Source organism: Nocardia sp. NPDC055165 (assembly GCF_053606985.1).
In genome coordinates, this window is sequence record NZ_JBSGSS010000010.1 from 70,759 (window position 1) to 91,879 (window position 21,121).

Genomic DNA, 21,121 nt, shown 5'->3' on the forward strand with positions numbered 1-21,121 from the left:
TCAGATCGCAAGGTCATGAGTGCCAGCGTCAAGCCCCGGCTCGCTGGTCGGCAACCCTCCTCCGCGGTGGGGTGCTCCGGGTGACGACCTGGCCGTGTGTTCGGGGATTTCCGGCACGGCAAGAGCGGATTCACGCAGGAGGATCGACATGACTTACGCCGGCGACATCACCCCTGAGAAGGCGTGGGAGCTGCTCACCGAGCACCCCGGCGCTGTGCTGGTCGACGTGCGCACCGAAGGCGAGTGGGCACACATCGGCATTCCCGACACCAGTTCCATCGAACGCCCTGCCCACTTCATCGAGTGGGTCGACGGCACCGGCACCCGCAATCCCGAGTTCGGCGTGCAGCTCGAGAAGGCACTCGCCGGTCGCCCCGACGACGCACCCGTGGTGTTCCTGTGTCGCTCCGGTCAGCGTTCCGCGCACGCGGCGAACCTGGCGACCGCGGCGGGCGTGGCACCGTCCTACAACGTGCTCGACGGTTTCGAAGGTGGTCCCGACGCGTTCGGTCAGCGCGGCAGCACCGGTTGGCGCGCTGTCGGCCTGCCGTGGCGTCAGGCATAAGGAGAAAAGCATGATCACCGGTGGTTCGTTCGACAAGCCACTGCCCGAAGGCGTCGGTCCCGGCACGCTCGGCGTGCGCGGCGGTCTGCGCCGTTCCGGCTTCGACGAGACCTCCGAGGCGCTGTACCTGACCTCCGGTTTCGTCTACGAGAACGCCGAAGCCGCCGAGGCCGCGTTCACCGGCGACGTCGAGCACTTCGTCTACTCGCGTTTCGGCAACCCGACCGTGGCCATGTTCGAGGAGCGCATCCGCCTGCTCGACGGCGCCGAGGCGGCCTTCGCGACCGCGTCCGGCATGTCGGCGGTGTTCACCGCGCTCGGCGCCCTGCTGAAGGCGGGCGACCGTCTCGTCGCCGCCCGCAGCCTGTTCGGGTCCTGTTTCGTGGTCTGTAACGAGATCCTGCCGCGCTGGGGTATCGAAACCGTGTTCGTCGACGGTGACGACCTCGACCAGTGGGAGCAGGCCCTCTCCGTCCCCACCCAGGCCGTGTTCTTCGAGACCCCGGCCAACCCGATGCAGACCCTCGTCGATGTCCGCAAGGTCACCGAGCTCGCCCACGCCGCGGGCGCGAAGGTGGTGCTGGACAACGTCTTCGCCACCCCCCTGCTCCAGCGCGGTTTCGAACTCGGCGCCGACGTGGTGGTCTACTCCGGCACCAAACACATCGACGGCCAGGGCCGCGTCCTCGGCGGCGCCATCCTCGGTGCCCAGGACTACATCGACGGCCCCGTCAAAACCCTGATGCGCCACACCGGCCCCGCCCTGAGCCCCTTCAACGCCTGGACCTTGCTCAAGGGCCTGGAAACCATGCCGTTGCGCGTGCGCCACTCCACCGAGTCGGCCCTGCGGGTAGCCGAGTTCCTGGAGACCAAGGATTCGGTCGACTGGGTGAAATACCCCTTCCTGGAATCACATCCGCAACACGCGCTGGCCAAAGAGCAGATGACCGGCGGCGGCACCGTAGTCACCTTCGCCCTCAACGGCGAAGACGGCAAGAAGCGAGCCTTCGAGGTCCTCAACCGCCTCCGCATCATCGACATCTCGAACAACCTCGGCGACGCCAAAACCATGATCACCCACCCCGCCACCACCACCCACCGAGCCATGGGCCCGGAGGGGCGCGCGTCAATCGGCTTGTCCGACGGGGTAGTTCGCATCTCGGTCGGTCTGGAAGACCTCGAAGATCTCCTCGGCGACCTCGACAACGCCCTGAGCTAGTTCGTCCGAACGTCCCGAGTCGGCCTGTCGCAACGGGCAGGTCGACGTCGGACTCGTGGATCGCCTACCGGACCGGGTCGTAGACCGCGAACCCCAGGTGGCCCGCGACGGTGGCCATGTTCTTGTCGTGGGTCACCACCGTGAGATCGTCCAAGCCGCTGCGCAATGCCGAGGCGAGATGAATGGCGTCGAGTGTCCGGATGTGCGAGATGATCGCTTCGGCTTCGTTCAGCACAGCGTGATCGATCGGAATGATGTCGATGTGGTCGATGATCTGACCTCGGTCGAGCACGGGCAGGCCTTCCCGGCGAAGGACGCGAGTGATCTCGGTGCGCAACAGTCGCGAAGAGACGATCCGGCACTCTTTGTCCGCGGTCGTCTCATCGAACCACCGTGCGGCTTCGATGGAATGTCCCAGCATGATCCGCATTGCCACCGAGGTGTCGAGGTAATAGGCCCTCACCACTCGCCCTTCTCGGACTCGAGGAGCTCGTCGATCGACGCAGCGCTGCGGAGTTCATGCCGGGCGATGGCACTCGTGTGTGCCCCGCCGTCGACCGCGCGCCGGATGATCTGGGTCGACGAGACCGCGGGGACGATGTAGCCGACCCGATGGTTGTGGCGCGTCAACTCGTAGACCTCGCCGGACTCGACGTCGGCGACCATCGCGGACGGATTCTGGCGGAGTTCGCCGACACTGATCGACTTCATGAAATCATTCTAGCCGAAAATTGTCTACTATTGTCTACAGGCTTCAGGGCAGCTTCTCGGTGGCCTCGACCATGCCCTGAGCGGATTCACTGTCTTGCGGCGTCCAGAATCGCGATCGCCTCGTCGATCGGATCGATGACGAAAAGTTCGGTTCCGGCGTCGGTGTCGACGCGCAGACGAGTGCGCAGGCCGCCGCTGAACAGGCCGCCATCCGGGCTTTGCTGCCCGACGGCGCGCAGCTGGGTCAGGCGCGCTTCCCAGCGCTTGCCGCCGGTGACCGCGTCGAGGTGATTGGGTACGAAGAGCAGTCGGGTTTCGGTCAGGTGGAGGCGTCCGCCGACGGCCCTGCTCCCTTGCGTTCGATTGGCGAGTTTCTGCCAGACGACCTTCTCGGTGGCGTTCAGCGCGGGGCTACCGATCCACAATCCCATGGTTCATTTCCTTGTGTCGTTCCGGTGTTCGTGACCATGGATCGATATCTGACCGGGCGCCGTTAATGGGCGCCCGGTCAGGGATCTGAGCAGACCGCCTTGTACGGAGTGAGAACTCCATTGACGCCCTGGTAACCCTTGTCGTCCAGCATTTTCCAGCACTTAGTGACCATCGTGGTCACGATCTGTCGATCCAGGCAGCCTTGCTGCCGTGAACACTGCCTGGGTAAAAATTGTCAAGAGCCCGACGATCTCACCCTCAGGCGAGGCGCGGACTGCACATTCATCCCGTGGAGACGATGTTTGCCCGAGTAGGACGGTCGATCGGGATGACCGCCCCGTAGAGGATCAGATGGCCGTGACAACCAGCGTGCGCGGCATGCAACGCCGACTTCAGCCTCGGTGCCTGCACCGACAATAAACGTGGCCGTTTCGTCAACAACGTAGCGCCGCTCGGTACTGGTGGAGACGTCGAACCCGGCCGCCAGATTGGTGAGTGGTTCGCACTTGCGTGGACAGACCAGCACAAGCATCCTTTCGTGGCCTGGATCGAGCGGCCGAGATCGGGATCTGATCTTGTGGTATCGCCGCCGGATTGCTGCGGCAACGAAGTGCTTCGAAGATGACATCGTCAGAGCGGCGCGGTAGAACAACAACAAGAGAAGCCTCTGATGGACAACCAGATTTGAAAATCAGCCCTCTCACCAGGGGATTCGCCAGTTAGGCACTGACCCTGACATCAATCACCATGCAGGGGACCAGAGTTCAGTAGCACGATGAAAACGGCTCAGTGATGATGGCTCTGATTGACGAATCTGCTTGGGCGGCTTATTCTTCCCGTGTTGCGCACGGGAGGGGACGCATGAATTGCCTGTTCAGGCTCGGATATCGTGATAGGTGCCGCCCCGACTGTGGTGGCGGTCGCTTCGCTCGGACGCGGCGAGGCTGTGGACGAAAGCTCGACGTCGACAACCATCATTTCGGTCAACGGACTTGAAATCGCCGAAGACCTCGAATTTGTCAGACTTGCAAAGACTAGATCATTTAATCCGGTGCGTAAGAACTGTGTACTGAAGCATCTATTTTACTAATGTTGATCTATTAGTCGATAGGCAGACTTCGAGCTATCAGCTCATTGGGAATCGGAGGAGTTATGGCGACTCAAGGGTACTACAACCATTACGATGAGCCGGAAGATGAGTATTGGGAGGATGGTCCGAGGGGCATCGAAATCGGTCACGGCAGTCAGATTCATGCGGCAGTTCAGTTCGAAGCTGGCGAGATGGTTTCAGCGGAACGTAAGTCAGCGCAATCGCACTCCCGTGTGAGTGTCACGATCGGAGCCGACCGTCTTCCCTCGGCTATATCAATTCATAAGCAATGGCTAGACTACACGGACCCCACTGAGTATGGAAGGTCCGTGGTCGACGCCTATGAAAATACGCTGTATTCAGCGGATATCTTGGCTTTAGAGAATGGTCAAAGGCCGAGTGTAATGCCGAAATTGCGTGATATTACCCCAAGGTTGCTGCAAGCTCGCACTTACGATGAGTATATTCAGATCTACAACGGATTCCTAGGAGGGCACAAGTATACTGCGGCAGGGCCCGGTCAAACGGAATTTGGCGAACCGTCGATCATTGTTACGGCGTCTGCATCTCGATTGCTGGATGTGCGGATCGATCCAGGGTGGGCATCGCGACTTGGTGTATACGCTGTGGCTGAAGATATTGTCGTATGCTGCAACAAAATCAGAGACCAAAGTCCTAAATTTGTTTATGACGAGTATTTGAGCCAAGAAACCGAGGACGAAGTAATTTCAAGAATGATCAGACACTCCCAATATTTGCTTAGGAATGAACTATGAGTAGAGTTTCGGCAAAAGTTGACGTACTTAACAAGGCCTCGATGTCGTGGCGCTACGATGTTACAGGTGAGCTGAGATTTGCCGCCGAACACATAGAATCTCTGAAGTACTCGATGCTTCAGTTCGGGCTTTTTGCAGGCGCTTGGAAGTCCTATTCTACGGCCGCCGCGTATATCCAGACACGGTTGTTGGAAGGTAAGGGTGAGGCGACTGCGATGGGTGAGGCTTTGCGCCAGGTAGCCGAAGAATTCGGCGCACAAGACGAAGATACTGCAAAGAAGCTGGATACGATTTCACAAGGATTGGACCTTCCGCCGCAATGAGTCCCCCTATAACTAACAAAGATGAGTTGGCTGGTATTACGAACGAGTTCAAAAAGCAGGTGGCAAAGTGGGTGAAAGCTCCCGCTGAGGTCAACGATGCGGTAGATGGGCTTTTCTGGTCCAACCCTGTGATATACGCGAAAATCACTGGAATTCGTGACGATATTCAGGACCACCTTGTGACTCTTTTGGAAAAGTTGAACGAGGCTGGTGAGGGAATTGAAGCACCATTCTTGTTCATACAGTACGCGGATTCCTGGGTTACGGCTGGGAATATTGTGGGTAAGGCTGTCAACTACACAACTGACCCGATAATTTCGCTCGAAGGCCAGTGGGAGGGCGGTGCGTATGATGCCTTCAAGGCGTCGCGTGACAGTCAGCAGAAGGCCATGGCAAGTACGCAAACAATGGCCCAGAGGGTTCACACTGAACTTCTAACGCTAGCCGCCGAAGGGCGTATTTTCTATAAGTCTATTGTCGATGGAACGACCCCCCTGCTTACCGAATATGCAGAGGGCCTAGGCGAGACAGCTACCGGGATTGGCGCCATATGGGGTATTGATAAGATAAATGATGCTGTCGTAAATACTGTTGGACTAGTAACTCGGACGATCACTGGGTTGATTGAACTTCAATCCAAAGTTGTTATAGCGTCAAATGAACTCGATGGATTGATAAGGCACCCGGCTGGGTTCGTAACAGTGCAAGGTCAGGATCGCTGGCCGAGCGCCGTAAGTGGAAATTATGATCAAAAGATTGACGGCTGGGAGGTAAAACTATGAGTCTCCGTTTGTGCCTTAAGTCTATGATGTTTGTGGCCAGTCTATCTGCTATACAGCTGCTGGTTGCGGGGTGCTCGGATAACGGCGACTCGGATGGTCGCTCATGTAAAATATCGAGTGCAAAATATGAAACAAAAGAAGAGGAAGTAGTCAGGGCGGCGATTGACGAAGCGAATTCACTGCCGGATGGTCACTGTCTATATGGAGTAAGCGTCAAGCGTATGAGCGCGGAAAATTCTGTCGGCGTGAACATCTACCTTTCGGTTGCTGATTCAAAAGGCAGACTTGACGATCTACGCCCTGCGGCTACCGAAATTGCCTACATCGTAAAGCGCGCTAAATTCGATAGCCTGATTGAAGATTTGTATGTTTCCAATTTGACTCCCGAGAACAGCGTTGACAATTATGTAGGACTTCTCTCGAAAAACTTTCATAATACTGCATGGGATGGTAGCCCTTCTCGTGAGGCCGAGTTGGCATCGTGGGTCGTTTGGATGCCGCTGGAGAAGTAGTCAGTAGCGTGCAGGTAAGAAACCCGTGCAGGTAGCAACACTTGTCGCGGTTCGGTATCTCGGCATCAGTCGAGCGCAAGGCGATGCCCCGGGCGGCTTGCCGAAGCAGAGGCGGACCCGGGGCATAAATGGTCAGGCTGTTTGCGGGGTCAGCCCAGTGCGCGCAAACGCGGGGCCAGGTCTCGCTTGAAGAGGTCGAGGAAGCGGAGCTGGTCTTGGCCGGGGGCGTGGAAGACCAGGTGGTTGAGGCCCGCGTCGAGGTAGGGCTTGATCTTGGCGACGGCTTCGTCGGGGTCGCTGGCGACGATCCAGCGCTTGGCGACCTGTTCGATCGGGAGGGCGTCGGCGGCCTTCTCCATTTCGATGGGGTCGGTGATGTCGTGCTTCTGTTCGGGGGTGAGGGAGAGGGGGGCCCAGAATCGCGTGTTCTGGAGTGCCAGTTCGGGATCGGTGTCGTAGGAGATCTTGATCTCGATCATCTTGTCGATCTCGGCGACATCGCGGTCGACCTTCTCGGCGCCCTCGGCGACGGCGGGCAGCAGCTTTTCGGTGTAGAGGTCCATGCCCTTGCCCGAGGTGCAGATGAAGCCGTCGCCCGCGCGACCCGCGTACCTGGCGACCACCGGGCCGCCCGCGGCGATGTAGACGGGGATGCCGCCCTTGGGAACGTCGTAGATGGAGGCGCCGACGGTGTGGTAGTACTCGCCGTCGAAATCGACGCGATCGCCGGTCCACAGCTCGCGCATCATCTTCACCGCTTCGCGCAAGCGGGCGAAGCGCTCCTTGAAGTCGGGCCATTCGCCCTTGTAACCGGTGGCGATCTCGTTGAGGGCCTCACCGGTGCCCACGCCGAGCATCACCCGGTTCGGGTACAGGCAACCCAGGGTGGCGAAGGCCTGCGCGATCACCGCCGGGTTGTAGCGGAAGGTCGGGGTGAGCACCGAGGTGCCGAGCTGGATACGTTCGGTGCGCTCGCCGACGGCCGCCAGCCAGGCCAGTGAGAACGGCGCGTGGCCGCCGTCGTGGCGCCACGGCTGGAAGTGGTCGCTCACGGTCGCGCTGTCGAGACCGTGCTGCTCGGCGGCGACGCCGAGTTCGACCAGCTCTCGTGGCCCGAACTGCTCTGCCGATGCCTTGTACCCGAGCTTGAGCTCAACCATTCCAGCCACTCCTGTCGTCCGTTGACCCCTGCCAACACGACACTAGCGCGCAGCCCGTCATCCGCGCCCATGCCGTTTCGTCACCCACCACGCCGAGTTTTAGCGGACAATTAACTGGTGGCCACCAAGGATGAGCAGATCTTGTCGTACCTCACCGACATGGACGGCGTGCTGGTGCACGAGGATCAACTGATCCCCGGCGCCGACGAGTTCCTCGCCGAACTGCGGGCCAACGAGATCCCGTTCCTCGTGCTGACCAATAACTCGATCCGCACGCCACGCGACCTCCAGGCCCGCCTGCGTCACACCGGCCTCGACATCCCCGAGGAGTCGATCTGGACCTCGGCGCTGGCCACGGCGACCTTCCTCGACGACCAGCGCCCCAATGGCACCGCCTACGTGGTCGGCGAATCCGGTCTCACCACCGCGCTGCACGAGATCGGCTACGTGCTCACCGACAGCGACCCCGATTACGTGGTCCTCGGCGAAACCCGGACGTACTCCTTCGAGGCGATCACCACCGCGATCCGGCTGGTGGACAGGGGCGCGAAGTTCATCGCCACCAATCCTGATGCCACCGGACCCTCGCGCGACGGCGTGTTGCCCGCCACCGGTTCGGTCGCCGCGCTGATCACCCGTGCCACCGGTAAGGAGCCGTACTACGTCGGCAAGCCCAATCCGCTGATGATGCGCTCGGCGCTGCGTCAGATCGGCGCGCATTCCCAATCGACGGTGATGATCGGCGACCGGATGGACACCGACGTGATCGCCGGCTTGGAGGCGGGTCTGCGCACGGTGCTGGTGACCTCCGGCATCTCGACGAAGTCCTCGGTGGAGGCCTATCCGTTCCGGCCGACCATGGTGGTGGGCTCGGTGGCCGACTTGATCGGCCGAACGCGCCGGCCGTTCGCCGAGTAGCCATGTGATCTGCGTCTCATCGGAATAGGTGCCCGCCTGCCGTGGTTATAGTTGCCATGGCAACCAAAGGAGGGCCCGTGCAGTTCGGAATCTTCAGCGTCGGCGATGTGACCACCGATCCCACCACCGGCCGCACCCCCACCGAGGCCGAGCGGATCAAGGCGATGGTCGCGATCGCGCAGAAGGCCGAGGAAGTGGGTCTCGACGTGTTCGCGATGGGCGAGCACCACAATCGGCCCTTCGTGCCGTCGTCACCGACGACGATGCTCGGCTACATCGCCGGCCGCACCGACAACATCACGCTGTCCACCTCGACCACGCTCATCACCACGAACGACCCGGTCAAGATCGCCGAGGACTTCGCGATGCTGCAGCACCTGGCCGACGGCCGCGTCGACCTGATGCTCGGCCGCGGCAACACCGGCCCGGTCTATCCGTGGTTCGGCAAGGACATCCGCGACGGCATCCCCCTGGCCATCGAGAACTACGCTCTGCTGCACCGGCTGTGGCGTGAAGACGTCGTGAACTGGGAAGGCAAGTTCCGTACGCCGCTACAGTCGTTCACCTCGACCCCGCGTCCGCTCGACGACGTGCCGCCGTTCGTCTGGCACGGGTCGATCCGGAGCCCGGAGATCGCCGAACAGGCCGCGTACTACGGTGACGGCTTCTTCGCCAACCACATCTTCTGGCCCACCGACCATTTCAAGCGGCTGATCGACCTGTACCGCAGGCGCTACGAGCACTACGGCCACGGCAGCGCCGACCAGGCGATCGTGGGGCTCGGCGGACAAGTGTTCCTGCGCAAGAACTCTCAGGACGCGGTCCGTGAATTCCGGCCTTACTTCGACAACGCGCCCGTCTACGGACACGGCCCGTCGCTGGAGGATTTCACCGAGCAGACCCCGCTCACCGTGGGCAGCCCGGAGCAGGTCATCGAGAAGACACTCACCTTCCGTGAGCACTTCGGCGACTATCAGCGCCAGCTGTTCCTGGTCGACCACGCCGGACTCCCGTTGAAGACGGTGCTCGAGCAGCTGGACCTGCTCGGCGAGGAGGTGATCCCGGTGTTGCGCAAGGAGTTCGCGGCTCGACGCCCGGCCCACGTCCCGGACGCGCCGACACACGACTCGCTGCTCGCCGCCAAGACCACGGCGGAGGTCGGCGCGTGACATCCGCGCCGCGCCGCGCACTCGGCGGCCCGCACATCACGGAGGTGATCGCATGACAACCCGTATCGCCGTGGTGTCGGCAGGGCTTTCACAGCCTTCGTCGACACGTTTGCTGGCCGATCGACTGGCCGCCGCGGCAGCACGCGAGCTGCGCGCGACAGGCGCCGAGGTCGAAGTGGACTTCGTCGACCTGCGCGATCACGCGCGCGATCTGGCCGACAACCTGCTCACCGGCTTCCCGGCCCCCGCACTGCGCGCGGCGATCGACAAGGTCGTCACCGCCGATGGCCTGATCGCTGTGACGCCGATCTTCAGCGCCTCCTACAGCGGCCTGTTCAAGACATTCTTCGATGTGCTGGAACCGGATTCGCTCGCCGGGATGCCGGTGCTGACCGGCGCGACCGGCGGCACCGAGCGTCATTCCCTGGCGCTGGAGCACGCGGTGCGCCCGCTGTTCGCGTACCTGCGCTCGATCGTCGTCCCCACCGCGGTATACGCGGCGTCGACCGACTGGGGCGCGAACGGCGGCGACAAGGCGCTCAACAATCGAATCGAGCGCGCCGCAGCCGAATTCGGCGCGCTGCTGCTCGGCAAGTCCGCCACTCGGCCCACCGATCCCTACACCGATACGACCCCGTTCGAAGACCTTCTCGCAGCAAATCACTGATGCACACCAACCCCCAAGGAGCACACTCATGACCACCGCCATCGCCAAGGGACTCACCGCGGGCACCTGGGCCATCGACCCCACCCACTCCACCGTCGGCTTCTCCGTACGCCACCTGATGGTGAGCAAGGTCCGTGGCCGCTTCACCGACTTCGACGGCGCCCTCGTGATCGCCGAGGACGGCACCGCCACCGCGCACGCCGAGATCCGCGTCGACTCCCTCACCACCGACAACGCTCAACGCGACGGCCACCTGCGCACCGCCGACTTCTTCCACGCCGAGGAATTCCCGCTGATGACCTTCAGGTCCACCGGGTTCCGCGGCGAGGGCAGCGATTTCGTCGTCGACGGCGAGTTCACCGTGCGCGGCAACACCAAGCCGGTCACCCTCGAGGTCGAGTTCGTCGGCGTGAGCCCGGGCATGGGTAACGGCCAGGTCGCCGGCTTCGAAGCCAAGACTGTGGTCTCGCGCCGCGACTTCGGCCTCGACATCGACATGCCGCTGCCCGACGGCGGCGCCGTGATCGGCGACAAGATCACTCTCACCCTCGAGATCGAGGCCGTCCTCCAGGGCTGACCCGGCACCGACGTGACGCCCCCATCGCCTGTGTGGTGATGGGGGCGTCGGCCGCTGTGCGCGGTGGCTAGTCCTCGTCGGCGATGATCGTGTCGAGTGTCGCCGCGAGACGGGTGAGGGTCGCGACCGTCGCGGCGAACTCGGCCGGACCGAGCGCCTCGGCCAGCCGGTGCGCCATGGCCGCGTGCTGCGGATCGATGCGACGGATGGCGGCCGTGCCCTCCTCGGTCATCGCGACCAGCTTGGCCCGCTTGTGCGCGGGGTTGGGCCGGTACTCACACATGCCTTTGCCGACCAGCAGGTCCGCGATCCGCTGAACGCTCTGCCGGGTGATGCCCATCGCGCGGGCGATCCCGGCCACCGGCTGCGGCTGGTCCTGCACGGCGGCCATCACCTGCCACCAGGCCACCGAGATTCCGGCAGGCGCGGACAAGCCGTCGCCGATGGTCAGGAATTGACCGTTGAGCCGGAAGACGGTGAGGGCGGCGCCGTCGAGCAGGTCCTGTTCGGAGTTCAAGCCGCGTGGCTCCCTTCGTATTCGGCGAGCGTGGCGTACCCGGCCGGGTCCTTGCGCGCATACAGCTTGTACCAGGCATCGAGTACCCGCGGTTCGTACAGGTCGAGCCGCGCGAAGATCTCTCTGGCGAATTCGAACGGCGACATGCCGTCCGCGGTGATCACGTCACGGTCGGTGACCGCGGGGGCCTCGACGTAGTGCTGCGCACCCGAATATCCGCTGTAGACAAGGAATTCCGCCGCATTGCTGGTGTGCGCGCGATCATCGAGCAGGCCCGCCGTGGCCAGTCCGAAGGTCGCGCCGCAGATCGCGGCCACCGGGACCCCGGCGTCGGCGAACTCTTTCGCCTTGTGCGCGAACGTGATCAGGTCCTCGCCCAGCCACAGGTCCGCGCCGGGCAGGATCAGCATCGCGCTGTCGGCCGGGTCGAGATCGGCGACGGCGAGGTCGGGCGTCACGCGCAGACGCCCCATGGTGGTGATCGGTTCGGTGGTGAGGCCGACCGTCGCGACCTCGAACGTTCCGGGCTCCCGGTGCCAGTTGCCGTTGGCGATGTGCGCCGTCGCGGCCCCCACTTCCCAGTCGGCGAGGGTGTCGTAGACGGCTACGTGAACTGTTTTCTTCGGCATGACAGCATCCTGTCATGTTTGACAGGATGCTGTCAATAAGAATTTTGCTACCGGCTTATAGCCGACCCTCCGTACGCTGACGGCATCCGGTGCGAGACAGGGAGGTTCACCCGCGATGACCGACTCCGTGCACGGCATGACGGGCACCATCACGTCACCGATTCGGGAGGCGGGCGCACTGGGTGAGGTACTGATCTCGATTCGCGGGGGCACCGAGCTCTATCTCGCCCGAGCCGACGAACCGATCGCCGCCTGGACCACCGTGTTGATCGTCGCGGTCCACCCGGGTCGCCTGGTCGACGTGGTCACCTGGATTCCGCTTCCCTCTGAATGAAAGGGGCCCGCGATGCTGGGCTATCACGTTCCCGATCCCGACGAAGCCATGCTGGTCAGTGGCGCCAAGACCAAGGATGACACCCCGTTCAAGGTGGTCATCGGGCGCGGCACCTGGGTGGTGCCGCTGTTCCGCAAGGTCCGATACCTGTCACTGGCCATGTTCGAGTCCGAGATCCGCGAGCGCTGTGTCACCAAGCAGGCCATCCAGCTCGATGTGCGTGCGGTGATCGCGTTCAAGGTCGCCAACGACACCCAGTCGATCGTCAATGCGGCACAACGCTTCCTGTCCGAACAGGAGCAGGAGATGTCGGTGCTGACAGGGCGGATCTTCTCCGGCCATCTGCGCTCGATCGTGGGCTCGATGACCGTCGAGGAGATCATCCGCGAACGTCAGAAGCTGGCCGACGAGGTGCTCATCGCCTCCAAGGTGGAGATGAGCAATATCGGCCTGTGGGTCGACTCGTTCCAGATCCAGTCCATCGACGACGGCAACCTCGGCTACATCAATGCCCTTGCGGCACCGCACAATGCGGCCGTCCAGCGCGATGCCCAGATCGCTCAGGCCCAGGCCGCGCAGCGCTCCGCCGAAGCCGAGCAGGAGTCGTTGCGCCGTCGCGCCGAATACGAACGCGAAACCTCGATCCTCAAGGCCGAGTATCAGCGCGACATCGACAAGGCCAACGCCGAAGCGGCACAGGCGGGCCCGCTCGCCGACGCCATCGCCAGGCAGGCGGTGCTGCACGCCCAGGCCGAGCAGGCCCGCAAGAACGCCGAACTGCGCGAACAGCAACTCCAGGCGGAAGTGGTGAAACCCGCTGAGGCGGAGGCGGAACGAGTCCGCATCCTCGCGGTGGCCGAGGCCGACCGCACCCGTATTCAGGCCGAGGCGGCGGCGTCCAACAACCGCATCGCGCTGGACCAGATGCTCATCGAGCAACTCCCGGAAATCGTCAAGCAGGCCTCGCACGGCCTGGCGGGCGCCAACCTCACCGTCCTCAACGGCCCCGACGGCGTCGGCGAGTTGCTCAACGGCATGGTCGGCCAGGGTCTGACAGTCTTCAACTCCCTGCAGAAGGCCCTGTCGAACGGCGAGGTCGACAAGGTCTGATCGCCGTCACGGCGCGGCCCGAGCACTCGAACCGGCAGGGCTGACCGGATACCAGGTCAGTCCTGTTGGTTCACGAGTGCGGTCACCCGGATCTCGACGCGCATGCCGGGAGCGCCGAGGGCGGCGACGCCGATTTGGGTCCAGATCGGCGCGCGCTCGCCCATGCGCTTGCGGAACTGCTCGACCATGACGCGGTTGTGCGCGTCGCCGATCGTGTCCTCGACCGCCGGGATGTGGAAGCTGTCCACGGCTATGACATCGGTCCAGGTCGCCCCGACCGTCGCGAGCGTGCGCTCCACGTTCTCGAAGGCCTGGACGATTTCTTCCTCGAGTGATTCGGGGAAGGTGATGTCGTCGTCCCAGCCACCCTGGCCCGAGATGTCGACGCGGTCGCCGACGCGGACCGCCTGTCGGTAGTGAAGCAGGTCGAAGAGGGTCCGGCCGTATCCCGGGGTGCTGGCGAAGGTGGCGGTGCTCATCGCGACAAACCTTTCATTTGACTTCAACTATGAAGTCAAACTAGCACGGAATGACTTCACGTGTGAACTCAATTGTCCTCGCTATGATTACCCGATGACTGCGGTGACCCCAGGATCCGACGGCGCGGACGCCGAGGCGCCGGCGTGGCTGAACGCGGAGGAGAAGGAAGCCTGGACCGGCCTGGTCTCACTGATCCTGCTGCTGCCGGGCCGTTTGGAGGCGCCGCTGCAGGCAGAAGCAGGGCTGACGCTCTTCGAGTACCTCGTGCTGAGCCATCTGTCCGAGGCTCCCGAGCACCGGATCAGGATGAGCGAGCTGGCCTTCCTGGCGAACGGATCGCTGTCGCGGCTCTCGAACGTCGTCAAGCGATTCGAGCAGCGGGGCTGGGTAACCCGAGCGCCCGACCCCGACGACGGTCGGTACACGGTCGCTTCGCTCACCGACTCCGGGTACGCGACGGTCGTGGCGGCGGCGCCGACGCATGTGCGCGCGGTTCGCGAGCGCTTCCTCGATCAGGTGAGCGCCGCCGACGGACGAGCGCTGGCCCGGATCGCCGCCAAGCTGCGCGTGCGCCCCGCCGATCTGGCCTGAAAACCAGCGATTACGCCCGGCGCAGGGCGAACATGCGCAGGTCGCGGGTGGTGCGGTCGCGGTAGGCGGCGTAGGCGCCGGTGATGTCGATGAAGCGGGCGAAGATCGCGTCCTTGTCCGCGTCGGTGACCGGGGTGGCGGTCACCGGGATGCGTTCGCCGGCGATGGCGACGGTGGCGGTCGGATCGGCGAGCAGGTTGCCGGTCCAGGCCGGGTGGTGGGCCTGGCCGAAGTTGGAACCGACCACGTACAGGGTGTCGCCGTCGTGGACGTAGAGCAGCGGCTGGGTGCGCGCGACGCCGGACTTGCGGCCGGTGGTCGTGAGCAGGATCACCGGGGCGCCGATCGGGCCGAGCACGGTGTACTTGGCGTCGGTGCGCTCGAGCAAGGCGCGGTCGAGCGGGGTGATGGTGCGGATCAGCCAGGAACCCGGCTTGGTCGCGGCGAATCGGTTGGCGGCGCGGGACAGCGGATTGGCGCGGGAGCCCCACTGGCGATCCGGGAACTGCGATGTCATGGGCCGGACTATAACGCGACCGATCGGACCCCACCGAACCCCTGAATCGCCGACGATTCACTAAGCTCGCGAGCATGGTCGAACAAGCGCCGTCCACCGTGTACATCGCCTCGCCCGAGGGCGACACCGGAAAATCTACGGTGGCACTGGGTGTCCTCGGCATGCTGTGCGCGACCACCGCACGCGTCGGCGTGTTCCGTCCGATCACCCGCTCCACCGACGAACCCGACTACATCCTCGAACTGCTGCTCGAGCACAGCACCGCCGATATCAGCTACGAACAGGCCATCGGCGTCACCTACGAGGACGTGCACCGCGACCCCACCGCCGCGATCAGCGACATCGTGATGCGTTTCCACGACGTCGCCAAGGCCTGTGACGCGGTGGTGATCGTCGGCAGCGACTACACCGACGTCGCCAGCCCGAGCGAGCTGCGCTTCAACGCCCGGATCGCGGTGAACCTGGGCGCGCCCGTCCTGCTGGTCGTTCGCGGCGCGGAACGGACGCCCGGCGAGGTCAAGCAACTGGTCGAACTGTGTACCGCCGAGCTCACCACCGAGCACGCCCACCTGGTCGCGATCGTCGCCAATCGCTGCGCACCCGACGAACTCGACGACATCGCGACCGCACTGGCCGGTTTCGACGTGCCGTCCTGGACGCTGCCCGAGGTGCCGCTGCTGATGGCGCCGACCATGGGCGAGCTGTGCGAGGCGATCGACGGCGAAATCTACAGTGGCGACCCGGAATTGCTGCAGCGTGAGGCGCTGCGCATCATGGTCGGCGGCATGACCGCCGAACACATCCTGGAGCGACTGTCCGACGGTGTGGTGGTGATCGCTCCTGGCGACCGCTCCGACGTGCTGCTGAGCCTGGTGAATGCCCATGAGGCAGAGGGGTTCCCGTCGCTGGCGGGCGTGATCATGAACGGCGGCCTTCGCCCGCATCCGGCCATCGCCCGGCTGATGGAGGGCCTGCACCCCAGGCTGCCGATCCTGGCCACCGAGCTGGGGACCTACGACACCGCCAGTGCCGTGCACGGCACTCGCGGCCGGATGTGGGCGGGTAGCCCGCGCAAGGTCGACACCGCGCTCGCGCTGATGGAACAGCGGGTGGACGCGCCGGAATTGTTGCGGCGCATCCAGGTTCCGTCCTCGACCGTCGTGACGCCGCAGATGTTCGAGTACCGGCTGATCGAACGCGCCCGCGCCGACCGCAAACGCATCGTGCTGCCGGAAGGCGACGACGACCGCATCCTCCGCGCCGCCGGCCGGGTGCTGCAGCGCAAGATCGCCGACCTCACCATCCTCGGTGACGAGACGTCGGTACGGGCCCGCGCCGCCGAGTTGGGTGTGGATATCGCCGACGCGCAGGTGATGGCGCCGCGCACCTCGGGCTACCTCGACGAATTCGCCGCCGAATACACCGAATTGCGCAAGCACAAGGGCATGACGCTCGAGCGCGCGCGCGAAACCATGTCCGACATCTCGTATTTCGGCACCATGATGGTCTACAAGGGGATCGCCGACGGCATGGTCTCCGGTGCCGCGCACACCACCGCGCACACGATCCGGCCCTCGTTCGAGATCATCAAGACGGTGCCGGGCGTCTCCACGGTGTCGAGCGTGTTCCTGATGTGCTTGGCCGATCGTGTACTCGCCTATGGCGATTGCGCGGTGGTCCCCGATCCGACCTCGGAGCAGCTGGCCGATATCGCGGTGTCCTCGGCGGGCACGGCGGCCCGTTTCGGGATCGACCCCCGGGTGGCGATGCTGTCCTACTCGACCGGCGCGTCCGGCACCGGCGCCGACGTCGACAAGGTGCGCACGGCCACCGAACTCGTGCGTGAGCGTGCGCCGGAACTGCCGGTGGAAGGCCCCATCCAGTACGACGCGGCGATCGAGCCCGCCGTCGCCAGCGCCAAGCTGCCCGATTCCGAAGTGGCGGGCAAGGCCACGGTGTTCGTCTTCCCCGACCTCAATACCGGCAACAACACCTACAAGGCGGTGCAGCGCAGCGCCGGCGCGGTCGCGATCGGGCCGGTGCTGCAGGGTCTGCGCAAGCCGGTGAACGATCTTTCACGCGGCGCGTTGGTCGCCGACATCGTCAACACGGTGGCGATCACCGCCATTCAGGCTCAGGGGGATGGCAAGTGAGTGACCTGGTTCTGGTACTGAACAGCGGCTCCTCGTCGATCAAATATCAACTGCTGCACGCTGTCTCGGCCCACGTGCTGGCATCGGGCCTCGTGGAGAAGATCGGCGAGTCGCACGGCGGCAGGATCGTGCACGAGGCGGGGCCCGCGAAACTCGACTACGACGGGGCGATACCCGACCACAGAGCCGGTCTGCTGCGGGCGTTCGAGATGTTCCGCGAGACCGGCCTCGACCTGACCACGATCGGCATCGGCGCGGTCGGGCACCGGGTGGTACACGGCGGCGAGGTGTTCTGGGAACCGACCCTGATCACCGACGATGTGCTGCACGCGATCGACGAACTGTCGGTGCTCGCGCCGCTGCACAATCCCGCCAATGTGGTCGGCATCGAGTCGACGCGGGAGCTGCTGCCCGGCATTCCCGAGGTCGCGGTCTTCGACACGGCGTTCTTCCACACCTTGCCCGACGCCGCCAAGACCTACGCGATCGACGCGAAACTCGCCGCTGCCCACGGTATTCGCAAGTACGGCTTCCACGGGACCTCGCACCAGTACGTGTCGGAGAAGGCCGCGCAGTACCTGGGGAAACCGGCCGAAGAGCTGAACCAGATCGTTTTTCACCTGGGCAACGGGGCGTCCGCTTCGTCGATCCGCGGGGGCATCGCGATCGACACCACCATGGGGATGACCCCACTCGAAGGTCTGGTGATGGGAACCAGGCCGGGCGATCTGGATCCCGGTGTCACGCCGTATCTCATGCGGGCGGCCGATCTGGACGTGAGTCAGGTGGAGCAACTGCTCAACCGCAGTTCCGGCCTCAAAGGCATGAGCGGGGTCAACGACTTCCGCGAATTGCAGCAGCTCATCGACAGCGGCGACACCCAGGCGAAGCTCGCCTACGACGTCTACATCCACCGCCTGCGCCGCTATCTCGGCGCCTACCTGGTGGAACTCGGCACCGTCGACACCATCATCTTCACCGCCGGTGTGGGGGAGAACAGCTCGGCGGTGCGCGCCGACGCACTGGCGGGTCTACAGGCGCTCGGTATCGAAATCGACCCGACCCGCAATGAGAAGAGAGCACCGGGCATCCGCCGCATTTCGCCGGAGTTCGCCCCGGTGACCGTGCTGGTGGTCCCTACCAACGAAGAACTGGCCATTGCCCGCGCGGCCCACGAGCTGGTCGGCGGGCACTGAGCTGGTCGGCGGGCACTGAGCTCAGAACCAGGATTTCGGTCGTAGCGAGTTCGCCAGATCGACGAGGGCGTAGCGGTGCGTCCGGTCCGGGGCGTTGCGGGCGAGCGAGCGCAGGCCGGATTCGGTGCCGTCGCGCAGTTCGCGTTCGGTGAAGGCGCGGCCGAACAGCTTGGCGTCCTTACGTTTCGGTGTGTTCCCGGCCTGTAGCCAGGCCAATGCCGAGCCCTGGACCAGCGTGCGCATGAGGGTGGCGCGGTGCTCGCCCGCTGGGATGGACTGGGCGCGCGAGGCTGCCAGCCGCAGGATCTGCTCGTCGAGTTCGGCGACGGGAGAGCTGGTGAGCAGCAACAGGATCGCCGTGGTCTGAGCGGTGGTGAAGTGGCGGGACGCGGCGGGCACATCGTCGAGGGCGTGGACCGCTTCGCCGACTCGCCCCGCCACCGCCAGTTGCCTGGCCAGGCCGAATGCCGCGCTCACCACGGCCCTGTCGGTGCGCCAGACGGTGTCGTAATAACGTTCGGCGAAACTTCGCCACTGTTCGGGGGCGTCGGAATCCCAGTGTTGCAGAATGAGTTCCGCGGTGGCGGCCAGCGCGAGCTTCGGCGCGATCTCGCCCGGCAGCACTCGCAATACCGCCTCGAACGACGCGAAGGCGGCCTCGAAGTCGAGTTCGAGCAGATGGGCCTGACCGGTGAACCAGTCGGTGCGCCAATCGGATTCGCTGGGCACCCGATCGAGCATGTGCAACACCGCCGCCGACTCGCCCAGTTCCAGCCGCGCTCGCGCCTCGGCGAAGAGCAATTCGCCCGCCAGGGTGTCGGGTGCGTTGTCCGGATCGGCCTCGGCCCGCTCGCGGGAGTCGTGCAGTGCCTCGAGCACCCGCTCCGGCTCTGGATTGGCGGTGGCGGCCAGCAGCGGCGCCGACGGATCGGCGGGGTCGATCAGCGGAATCGGCAGTGCGGCCACCACATCGCGGGAATCCAGCAGCGGCGAGCGACCCACACCGTCGAGATAGGCGTCGGTCTGGCTGATCAGTTCCTCGGTCCCGAAGCTGGTGCGCTGTGGACTGAACACTGTGGACAGCTGTGGATGTTCCGTGCCGGTGTCGTAGGCGAGGATCTCGCGCAACACCCCGGCCAGCTGCGCCGACATCGCCCGCGCCGACGGAAAACGCTGTGCCGGATCGGGATCGGTGGCGGTGAGCAGGAATCGATGGAAGAACTCGTAGCGGGCCAGCAGTGGTTCGTCGGCGGGGTCGGGGATGCCGTCGAGGTAGCGGCCGTGTTCGCTGGGCAGCGCCAGCGTGAGCGCGGCGATCGTCCGGCCCACGGTGTAGACATCGGAGGCGGGCGTCGGCCCGGTGCGGGCGATCTCGGGCGCCTGGAAACCCTTGGTGCCGTACAGGTTGCCGTAGGCGTCGATGGTGGCGACAGCGCCGAGGTCGATGAGCTTCACCTGATCCTCGGTGACCATCACGTTGTCGGGCTTGAGGTCGTTGTAGGTGAGGCCGATCGAATGCAAATGTTCCAGCGCGGGCAGGATCTCCAGCACATAGGCGATGGCCTCGGCCAGCGGCATCTGCTCGCCACGTGGCCTGGCATCGAGAATGTCGCGCAGCGAATGCCCGCCCACGTACTCCATCACGATGTAGCCGATGGACCCGTCACCCGCGGTGTGCTCGACGAAGTTGTGGATCTTGACGATGCTCGGGTGCGCCACCTCGGCCAGGAACTGGCGCTCGGCCACCGCGACGGCCTGCGCCTCGGCGTCACCCGCGTGCAGCAGGCCCTTGAGTACCACCCACCGATCGCTCACATTGCGGTCGATGGCCAGATAGATCCAGCCGAGACCGCCGTGCGCGATGCACCCCTGGATCTCGTACTGCCCGGCGACCATATCGCCCTCGTGCAGCGACGGCCGGAAATCGTAGGCGGCCCCGCAGGTTTCGCACTCACCGCTGGTCGAGGCGGCTCGCGCCGGCGTCGACCGCCCGACCGGATTGCCGCAGCGCCAACAGAACCGACGGCCTTCCGAGACCATCGGATCGGCCAGCACGGCGTCCCGAGGGTCGGCCGGGGTGACTGTCGGAATCGGCACCAGCCCGGCGCCGAGCCGCCGCGTGGGCCGCGACCGCGCGGTCCGCACACTGCGCCCCGACCGCGCGGTACTCACCCCGGTCTGTGGCGCGGACGGCCAGGAATCGGACGTCGCTCGTGCGCCGGGCGCATCGTCGCGCTGGGCTGCCTCGGTCGCCGCGTGCGGTGCGTTCACCGGAACCCGCTGTGCCGCTTCGGTCGCCGCGTAGGGCGCGGTTTCGGCGGGGCGATGTGCCATTTCGGTCGCCGCGTAGGACGCGGTCTCGCGGGTGCGCTCGGCCGCCGCGTTCGGGGCCTCAGGGGCGCGTTGCGTCGCTTCGGTGGGGACATGCGCGGCGGATTCTTGTGCGGTCGGCGCGGGGCGGCTCGCCCGCTGCGTAGCGAGATGGTCCCGCTCGTGTTGCGAGGCTTCGACGTCGGCCGGGGGAACGTCGCCCTGTTGGACGGCCCCGGACGCTTCGGCGCGCCGGGTGGCATCGGTCGCGGGGGTCTGGTCGCGGCTGCTCGCCTGCTTCCTGGCGAACTCCGAGGCGGCCTCGGCGGTGAGTTTGGGCAGTGGCCGCGTCTCGTCGTCGCCGGGCAGCGTCCACCCACCGG

23 protein-coding genes, 1 pseudogene and 1 riboswitch are annotated in these 21,121 nt (G+C 64.6%); of the genes and pseudogenes, 15 read left to right on the forward strand and 9 right to left on the reverse strand.

Annotated features, from left to right (window positions below):
- Positions 1-11 precede the first annotated feature (11 nt).
- Positions 12-131, forward strand: a riboswitch (SAM riboswitch).
- A 17-nt stretch (positions 132-148) separates the two neighbouring features.
- Positions 149-565, forward strand: a complete 417-nt coding sequence (locus tag ACWFRF_RS21335; protein ID WP_056815009.1) for a rhodanese-like domain-containing protein — start codon at positions 149-151, stop codon at positions 563-565.
- 10 nt (positions 566-575) lie between these two features.
- Positions 576-1,784 carry an O-succinylhomoserine sulfhydrylase gene (locus tag ACWFRF_RS21340; RefSeq protein ID WP_387445479.1) on the forward strand — a complete coding sequence of 403 codons (1,209 nt, stop codon included), beginning with the start codon at positions 576-578 and terminating at the stop codon, positions 1,782-1,784.
- Positions 1,785-1,848: 64 nt separating this feature from the next.
- On the opposite strand, the gene ACWFRF_RS21345 is transcribed toward ACWFRF_RS21340, so the two are convergent.
- From ACWFRF_RS21345 to ACWFRF_RS21355, 3 genes and pseudogenes are all read right to left on the reverse strand, one after another.
- The gene (locus ACWFRF_RS21345) at positions 1,849-2,247 is read right to left on the reverse strand and encodes a PIN domain-containing protein (RefSeq protein WP_378633645.1); all 399 of its coding nucleotides are present in this window, start codon (positions 2,245-2,247) and stop codon (positions 1,849-1,851) included.
- A gap of 98 nt (positions 2,248-2,345) precedes the next feature.
- Positions 2,346-2,495, reverse strand: a pseudogene (locus tag ACWFRF_RS21350) (type II toxin-antitoxin system Phd/YefM family antitoxin); the annotation flags it as partial.
- Positions 2,496-2,581: 86 nt separating this feature from the next.
- Positions 2,582-2,926, reverse strand: coding sequence for a hypothetical protein (locus ACWFRF_RS21355; protein ID WP_452451855.1), 345 nt, complete (start codon positions 2,924-2,926; stop codon positions 2,582-2,584).
- Between the two features lie 1,153 nt (positions 2,927-4,079).
- On the opposite strand from ACWFRF_RS21355, the gene ACWFRF_RS21360 reads away from it, so the two are divergent.
- From ACWFRF_RS21360 to ACWFRF_RS21375, 4 genes are read left to right on the forward strand one after another with little or no spacing between them, the layout of a single operon-like run.
- A complete protein-coding gene (locus ACWFRF_RS21360) occupies positions 4,080-4,793 on the forward strand; it encodes a hypothetical protein (protein ID WP_452451857.1) in 714 nt (237 codons plus the stop codon).
- Positions 4,790-5,116: a hypothetical protein gene (locus tag ACWFRF_RS21365; protein WP_452451859.1), complete on the forward strand. Its 327-nt coding sequence runs from the start codon at positions 4,790-4,792 to the stop codon at positions 5,114-5,116. The genes ACWFRF_RS21360 and ACWFRF_RS21365 overlap by 4 nt, the downstream gene beginning before the upstream one ends.
- Before the next feature lie 26 nt (positions 5,117-5,142).
- The gene (locus ACWFRF_RS21370; RefSeq protein ID WP_452451861.1) at positions 5,143-5,898 is read left to right on the forward strand and encodes a hypothetical protein; all 756 of its coding nucleotides are present in this window, start codon (positions 5,143-5,145) and stop codon (positions 5,896-5,898) included.
- A 23-nt stretch (positions 5,899-5,921) separates the two neighbouring features.
- Positions 5,922-6,410 (forward strand): hypothetical protein, encoded by a 489-nt coding sequence (locus ACWFRF_RS21375; protein WP_452451863.1) that lies wholly within the window; start codon positions 5,922-5,924, stop codon positions 6,408-6,410.
- A 149-nt stretch (positions 6,411-6,559) separates the two neighbouring features.
- Here ACWFRF_RS21375 and fgd read toward each other — a convergent pair whose 3' ends face one another.
- Positions 6,560-7,570: a glucose-6-phosphate dehydrogenase (coenzyme-F420) gene (fgd, locus tag ACWFRF_RS21380; RefSeq protein WP_378996048.1), complete on the reverse strand. Its 1,011-nt coding sequence runs from the start codon at positions 7,568-7,570 to the stop codon at positions 6,560-6,562.
- A 159-nt stretch (positions 7,571-7,729) separates the two neighbouring features.
- Between fgd and ACWFRF_RS21385 the strand changes: the two genes are divergently transcribed.
- The 4 genes from ACWFRF_RS21385 to ACWFRF_RS21400 all read left to right on the forward strand — a co-directional run bounded on the left by ACWFRF_RS21385 (position 7,730) and on the right by ACWFRF_RS21400 (position 10,901).
- The gene (locus ACWFRF_RS21385; RefSeq protein ID WP_378996145.1) at positions 7,730-8,488 is read left to right on the forward strand and encodes an HAD-IIA family hydrolase; all 759 of its coding nucleotides are present in this window, start codon (positions 7,730-7,732) and stop codon (positions 8,486-8,488) included.
- Between the two features lie 77 nt (positions 8,489-8,565).
- Positions 8,566-9,657: an LLM class flavin-dependent oxidoreductase gene (locus ACWFRF_RS21390; RefSeq protein WP_378996051.1), complete on the forward strand. Its 1,092-nt coding sequence runs from the start codon at positions 8,566-8,568 to the stop codon at positions 9,655-9,657.
- A gap of 52 nt (positions 9,658-9,709) precedes the next feature.
- Positions 9,710-10,324 carry an FMN reductase gene (locus ACWFRF_RS21395; protein WP_452451865.1) on the forward strand — a complete coding sequence of 205 codons (615 nt, stop codon included), beginning with the start codon at positions 9,710-9,712 and terminating at the stop codon, positions 10,322-10,324.
- Positions 10,325-10,352: 28 nt separating this feature from the next.
- Entirely contained in the window at positions 10,353-10,901 is a 549-nt protein-coding gene (locus ACWFRF_RS21400) for a YceI family protein (protein ID WP_452451867.1), read from the forward strand.
- A gap of 67 nt (positions 10,902-10,968) precedes the next feature.
- Here ACWFRF_RS21400 and ACWFRF_RS21405 read toward each other — a convergent pair whose 3' ends face one another.
- Positions 10,969-11,418 carry a MarR family winged helix-turn-helix transcriptional regulator gene (locus ACWFRF_RS21405; RefSeq protein ID WP_378633660.1) on the reverse strand — a complete coding sequence of 150 codons (450 nt, stop codon included), beginning with the start codon at positions 11,416-11,418 and terminating at the stop codon, positions 10,969-10,971.
- Positions 11,415-12,047, reverse strand: coding sequence for a DJ-1/PfpI family protein (locus tag ACWFRF_RS21410; RefSeq protein ID WP_378996057.1), 633 nt, complete (start codon positions 12,045-12,047; stop codon positions 11,415-11,417). Before ACWFRF_RS21410 ends, ACWFRF_RS21405 begins: the two co-directional genes overlap by 4 nt.
- Before the next feature lie 115 nt (positions 12,048-12,162).
- On the opposite strand from ACWFRF_RS21410, the gene ACWFRF_RS21415 reads away from it, so the two are divergent.
- Both ACWFRF_RS21415 and ACWFRF_RS21420 read left to right on the forward strand, forming a co-directional pair.
- A complete protein-coding gene (locus ACWFRF_RS21415) occupies positions 12,163-12,381 on the forward strand; it encodes a hypothetical protein (protein WP_056814983.1) in 219 nt (72 codons plus the stop codon).
- A gap of 12 nt (positions 12,382-12,393) precedes the next feature.
- Positions 12,394-13,491 (forward strand): SPFH domain-containing protein, encoded by a 1,098-nt coding sequence (locus tag ACWFRF_RS21420; RefSeq protein WP_062986140.1) that lies wholly within the window; start codon positions 12,394-12,396, stop codon positions 13,489-13,491.
- Between the two features lie 56 nt (positions 13,492-13,547).
- Here ACWFRF_RS21420 and ACWFRF_RS21425 read toward each other — a convergent pair whose 3' ends face one another.
- Positions 13,548-13,970: a Rid family hydrolase gene (locus ACWFRF_RS21425; RefSeq protein ID WP_378996060.1), complete on the reverse strand. Its 423-nt coding sequence runs from the start codon at positions 13,968-13,970 to the stop codon at positions 13,548-13,550.
- A gap of 94 nt (positions 13,971-14,064) precedes the next feature.
- Between ACWFRF_RS21425 and ACWFRF_RS21430 the strand changes: the two genes are divergently transcribed.
- On the forward strand, positions 14,065-14,562 hold the full coding sequence (locus ACWFRF_RS21430) for a MarR family winged helix-turn-helix transcriptional regulator (RefSeq protein WP_378996062.1): 498 nt from the start codon (positions 14,065-14,067) through the stop codon (positions 14,560-14,562).
- A 10-nt stretch (positions 14,563-14,572) separates the two neighbouring features.
- On the opposite strand, the gene ACWFRF_RS21435 is transcribed toward ACWFRF_RS21430, so the two are convergent.
- Positions 14,573-15,079, reverse strand: coding sequence for a nitroreductase/quinone reductase family protein (locus tag ACWFRF_RS21435; RefSeq protein ID WP_378996064.1), 507 nt, complete (start codon positions 15,077-15,079; stop codon positions 14,573-14,575).
- 74 nt (positions 15,080-15,153) lie between these two features.
- Here ACWFRF_RS21435 and pta point away from each other — a divergent pair, with 74 nt between their 5' ends.
- Positions 15,154-17,232 carry a phosphate acetyltransferase gene (pta, locus tag ACWFRF_RS21440; protein ID WP_378996066.1) on the forward strand — a complete coding sequence of 693 codons (2,079 nt, stop codon included), beginning with the start codon at positions 15,154-15,156 and terminating at the stop codon, positions 17,230-17,232.
- Positions 17,229-18,428 carry an acetate kinase gene (locus tag ACWFRF_RS21445; protein ID WP_452451871.1) on the forward strand — a complete coding sequence of 400 codons (1,200 nt, stop codon included), beginning with the start codon at positions 17,229-17,231 and terminating at the stop codon, positions 18,426-18,428. The genes pta and ACWFRF_RS21445 overlap by 4 nt, the downstream gene beginning before the upstream one ends.
- Positions 18,429-18,449: 21 nt before the next feature.
- Here the strand turns inward: ACWFRF_RS21445 and ACWFRF_RS21450 are convergent, their stop codons facing one another.
- Positions 18,450-20,762 (reverse strand): serine/threonine-protein kinase, encoded by a 2,313-nt coding sequence (locus tag ACWFRF_RS21450; protein ID WP_379312745.1) that lies wholly within the window; start codon positions 20,760-20,762, stop codon positions 18,450-18,452.
- Positions 20,763-21,121 lie beyond the last annotated feature (359 nt).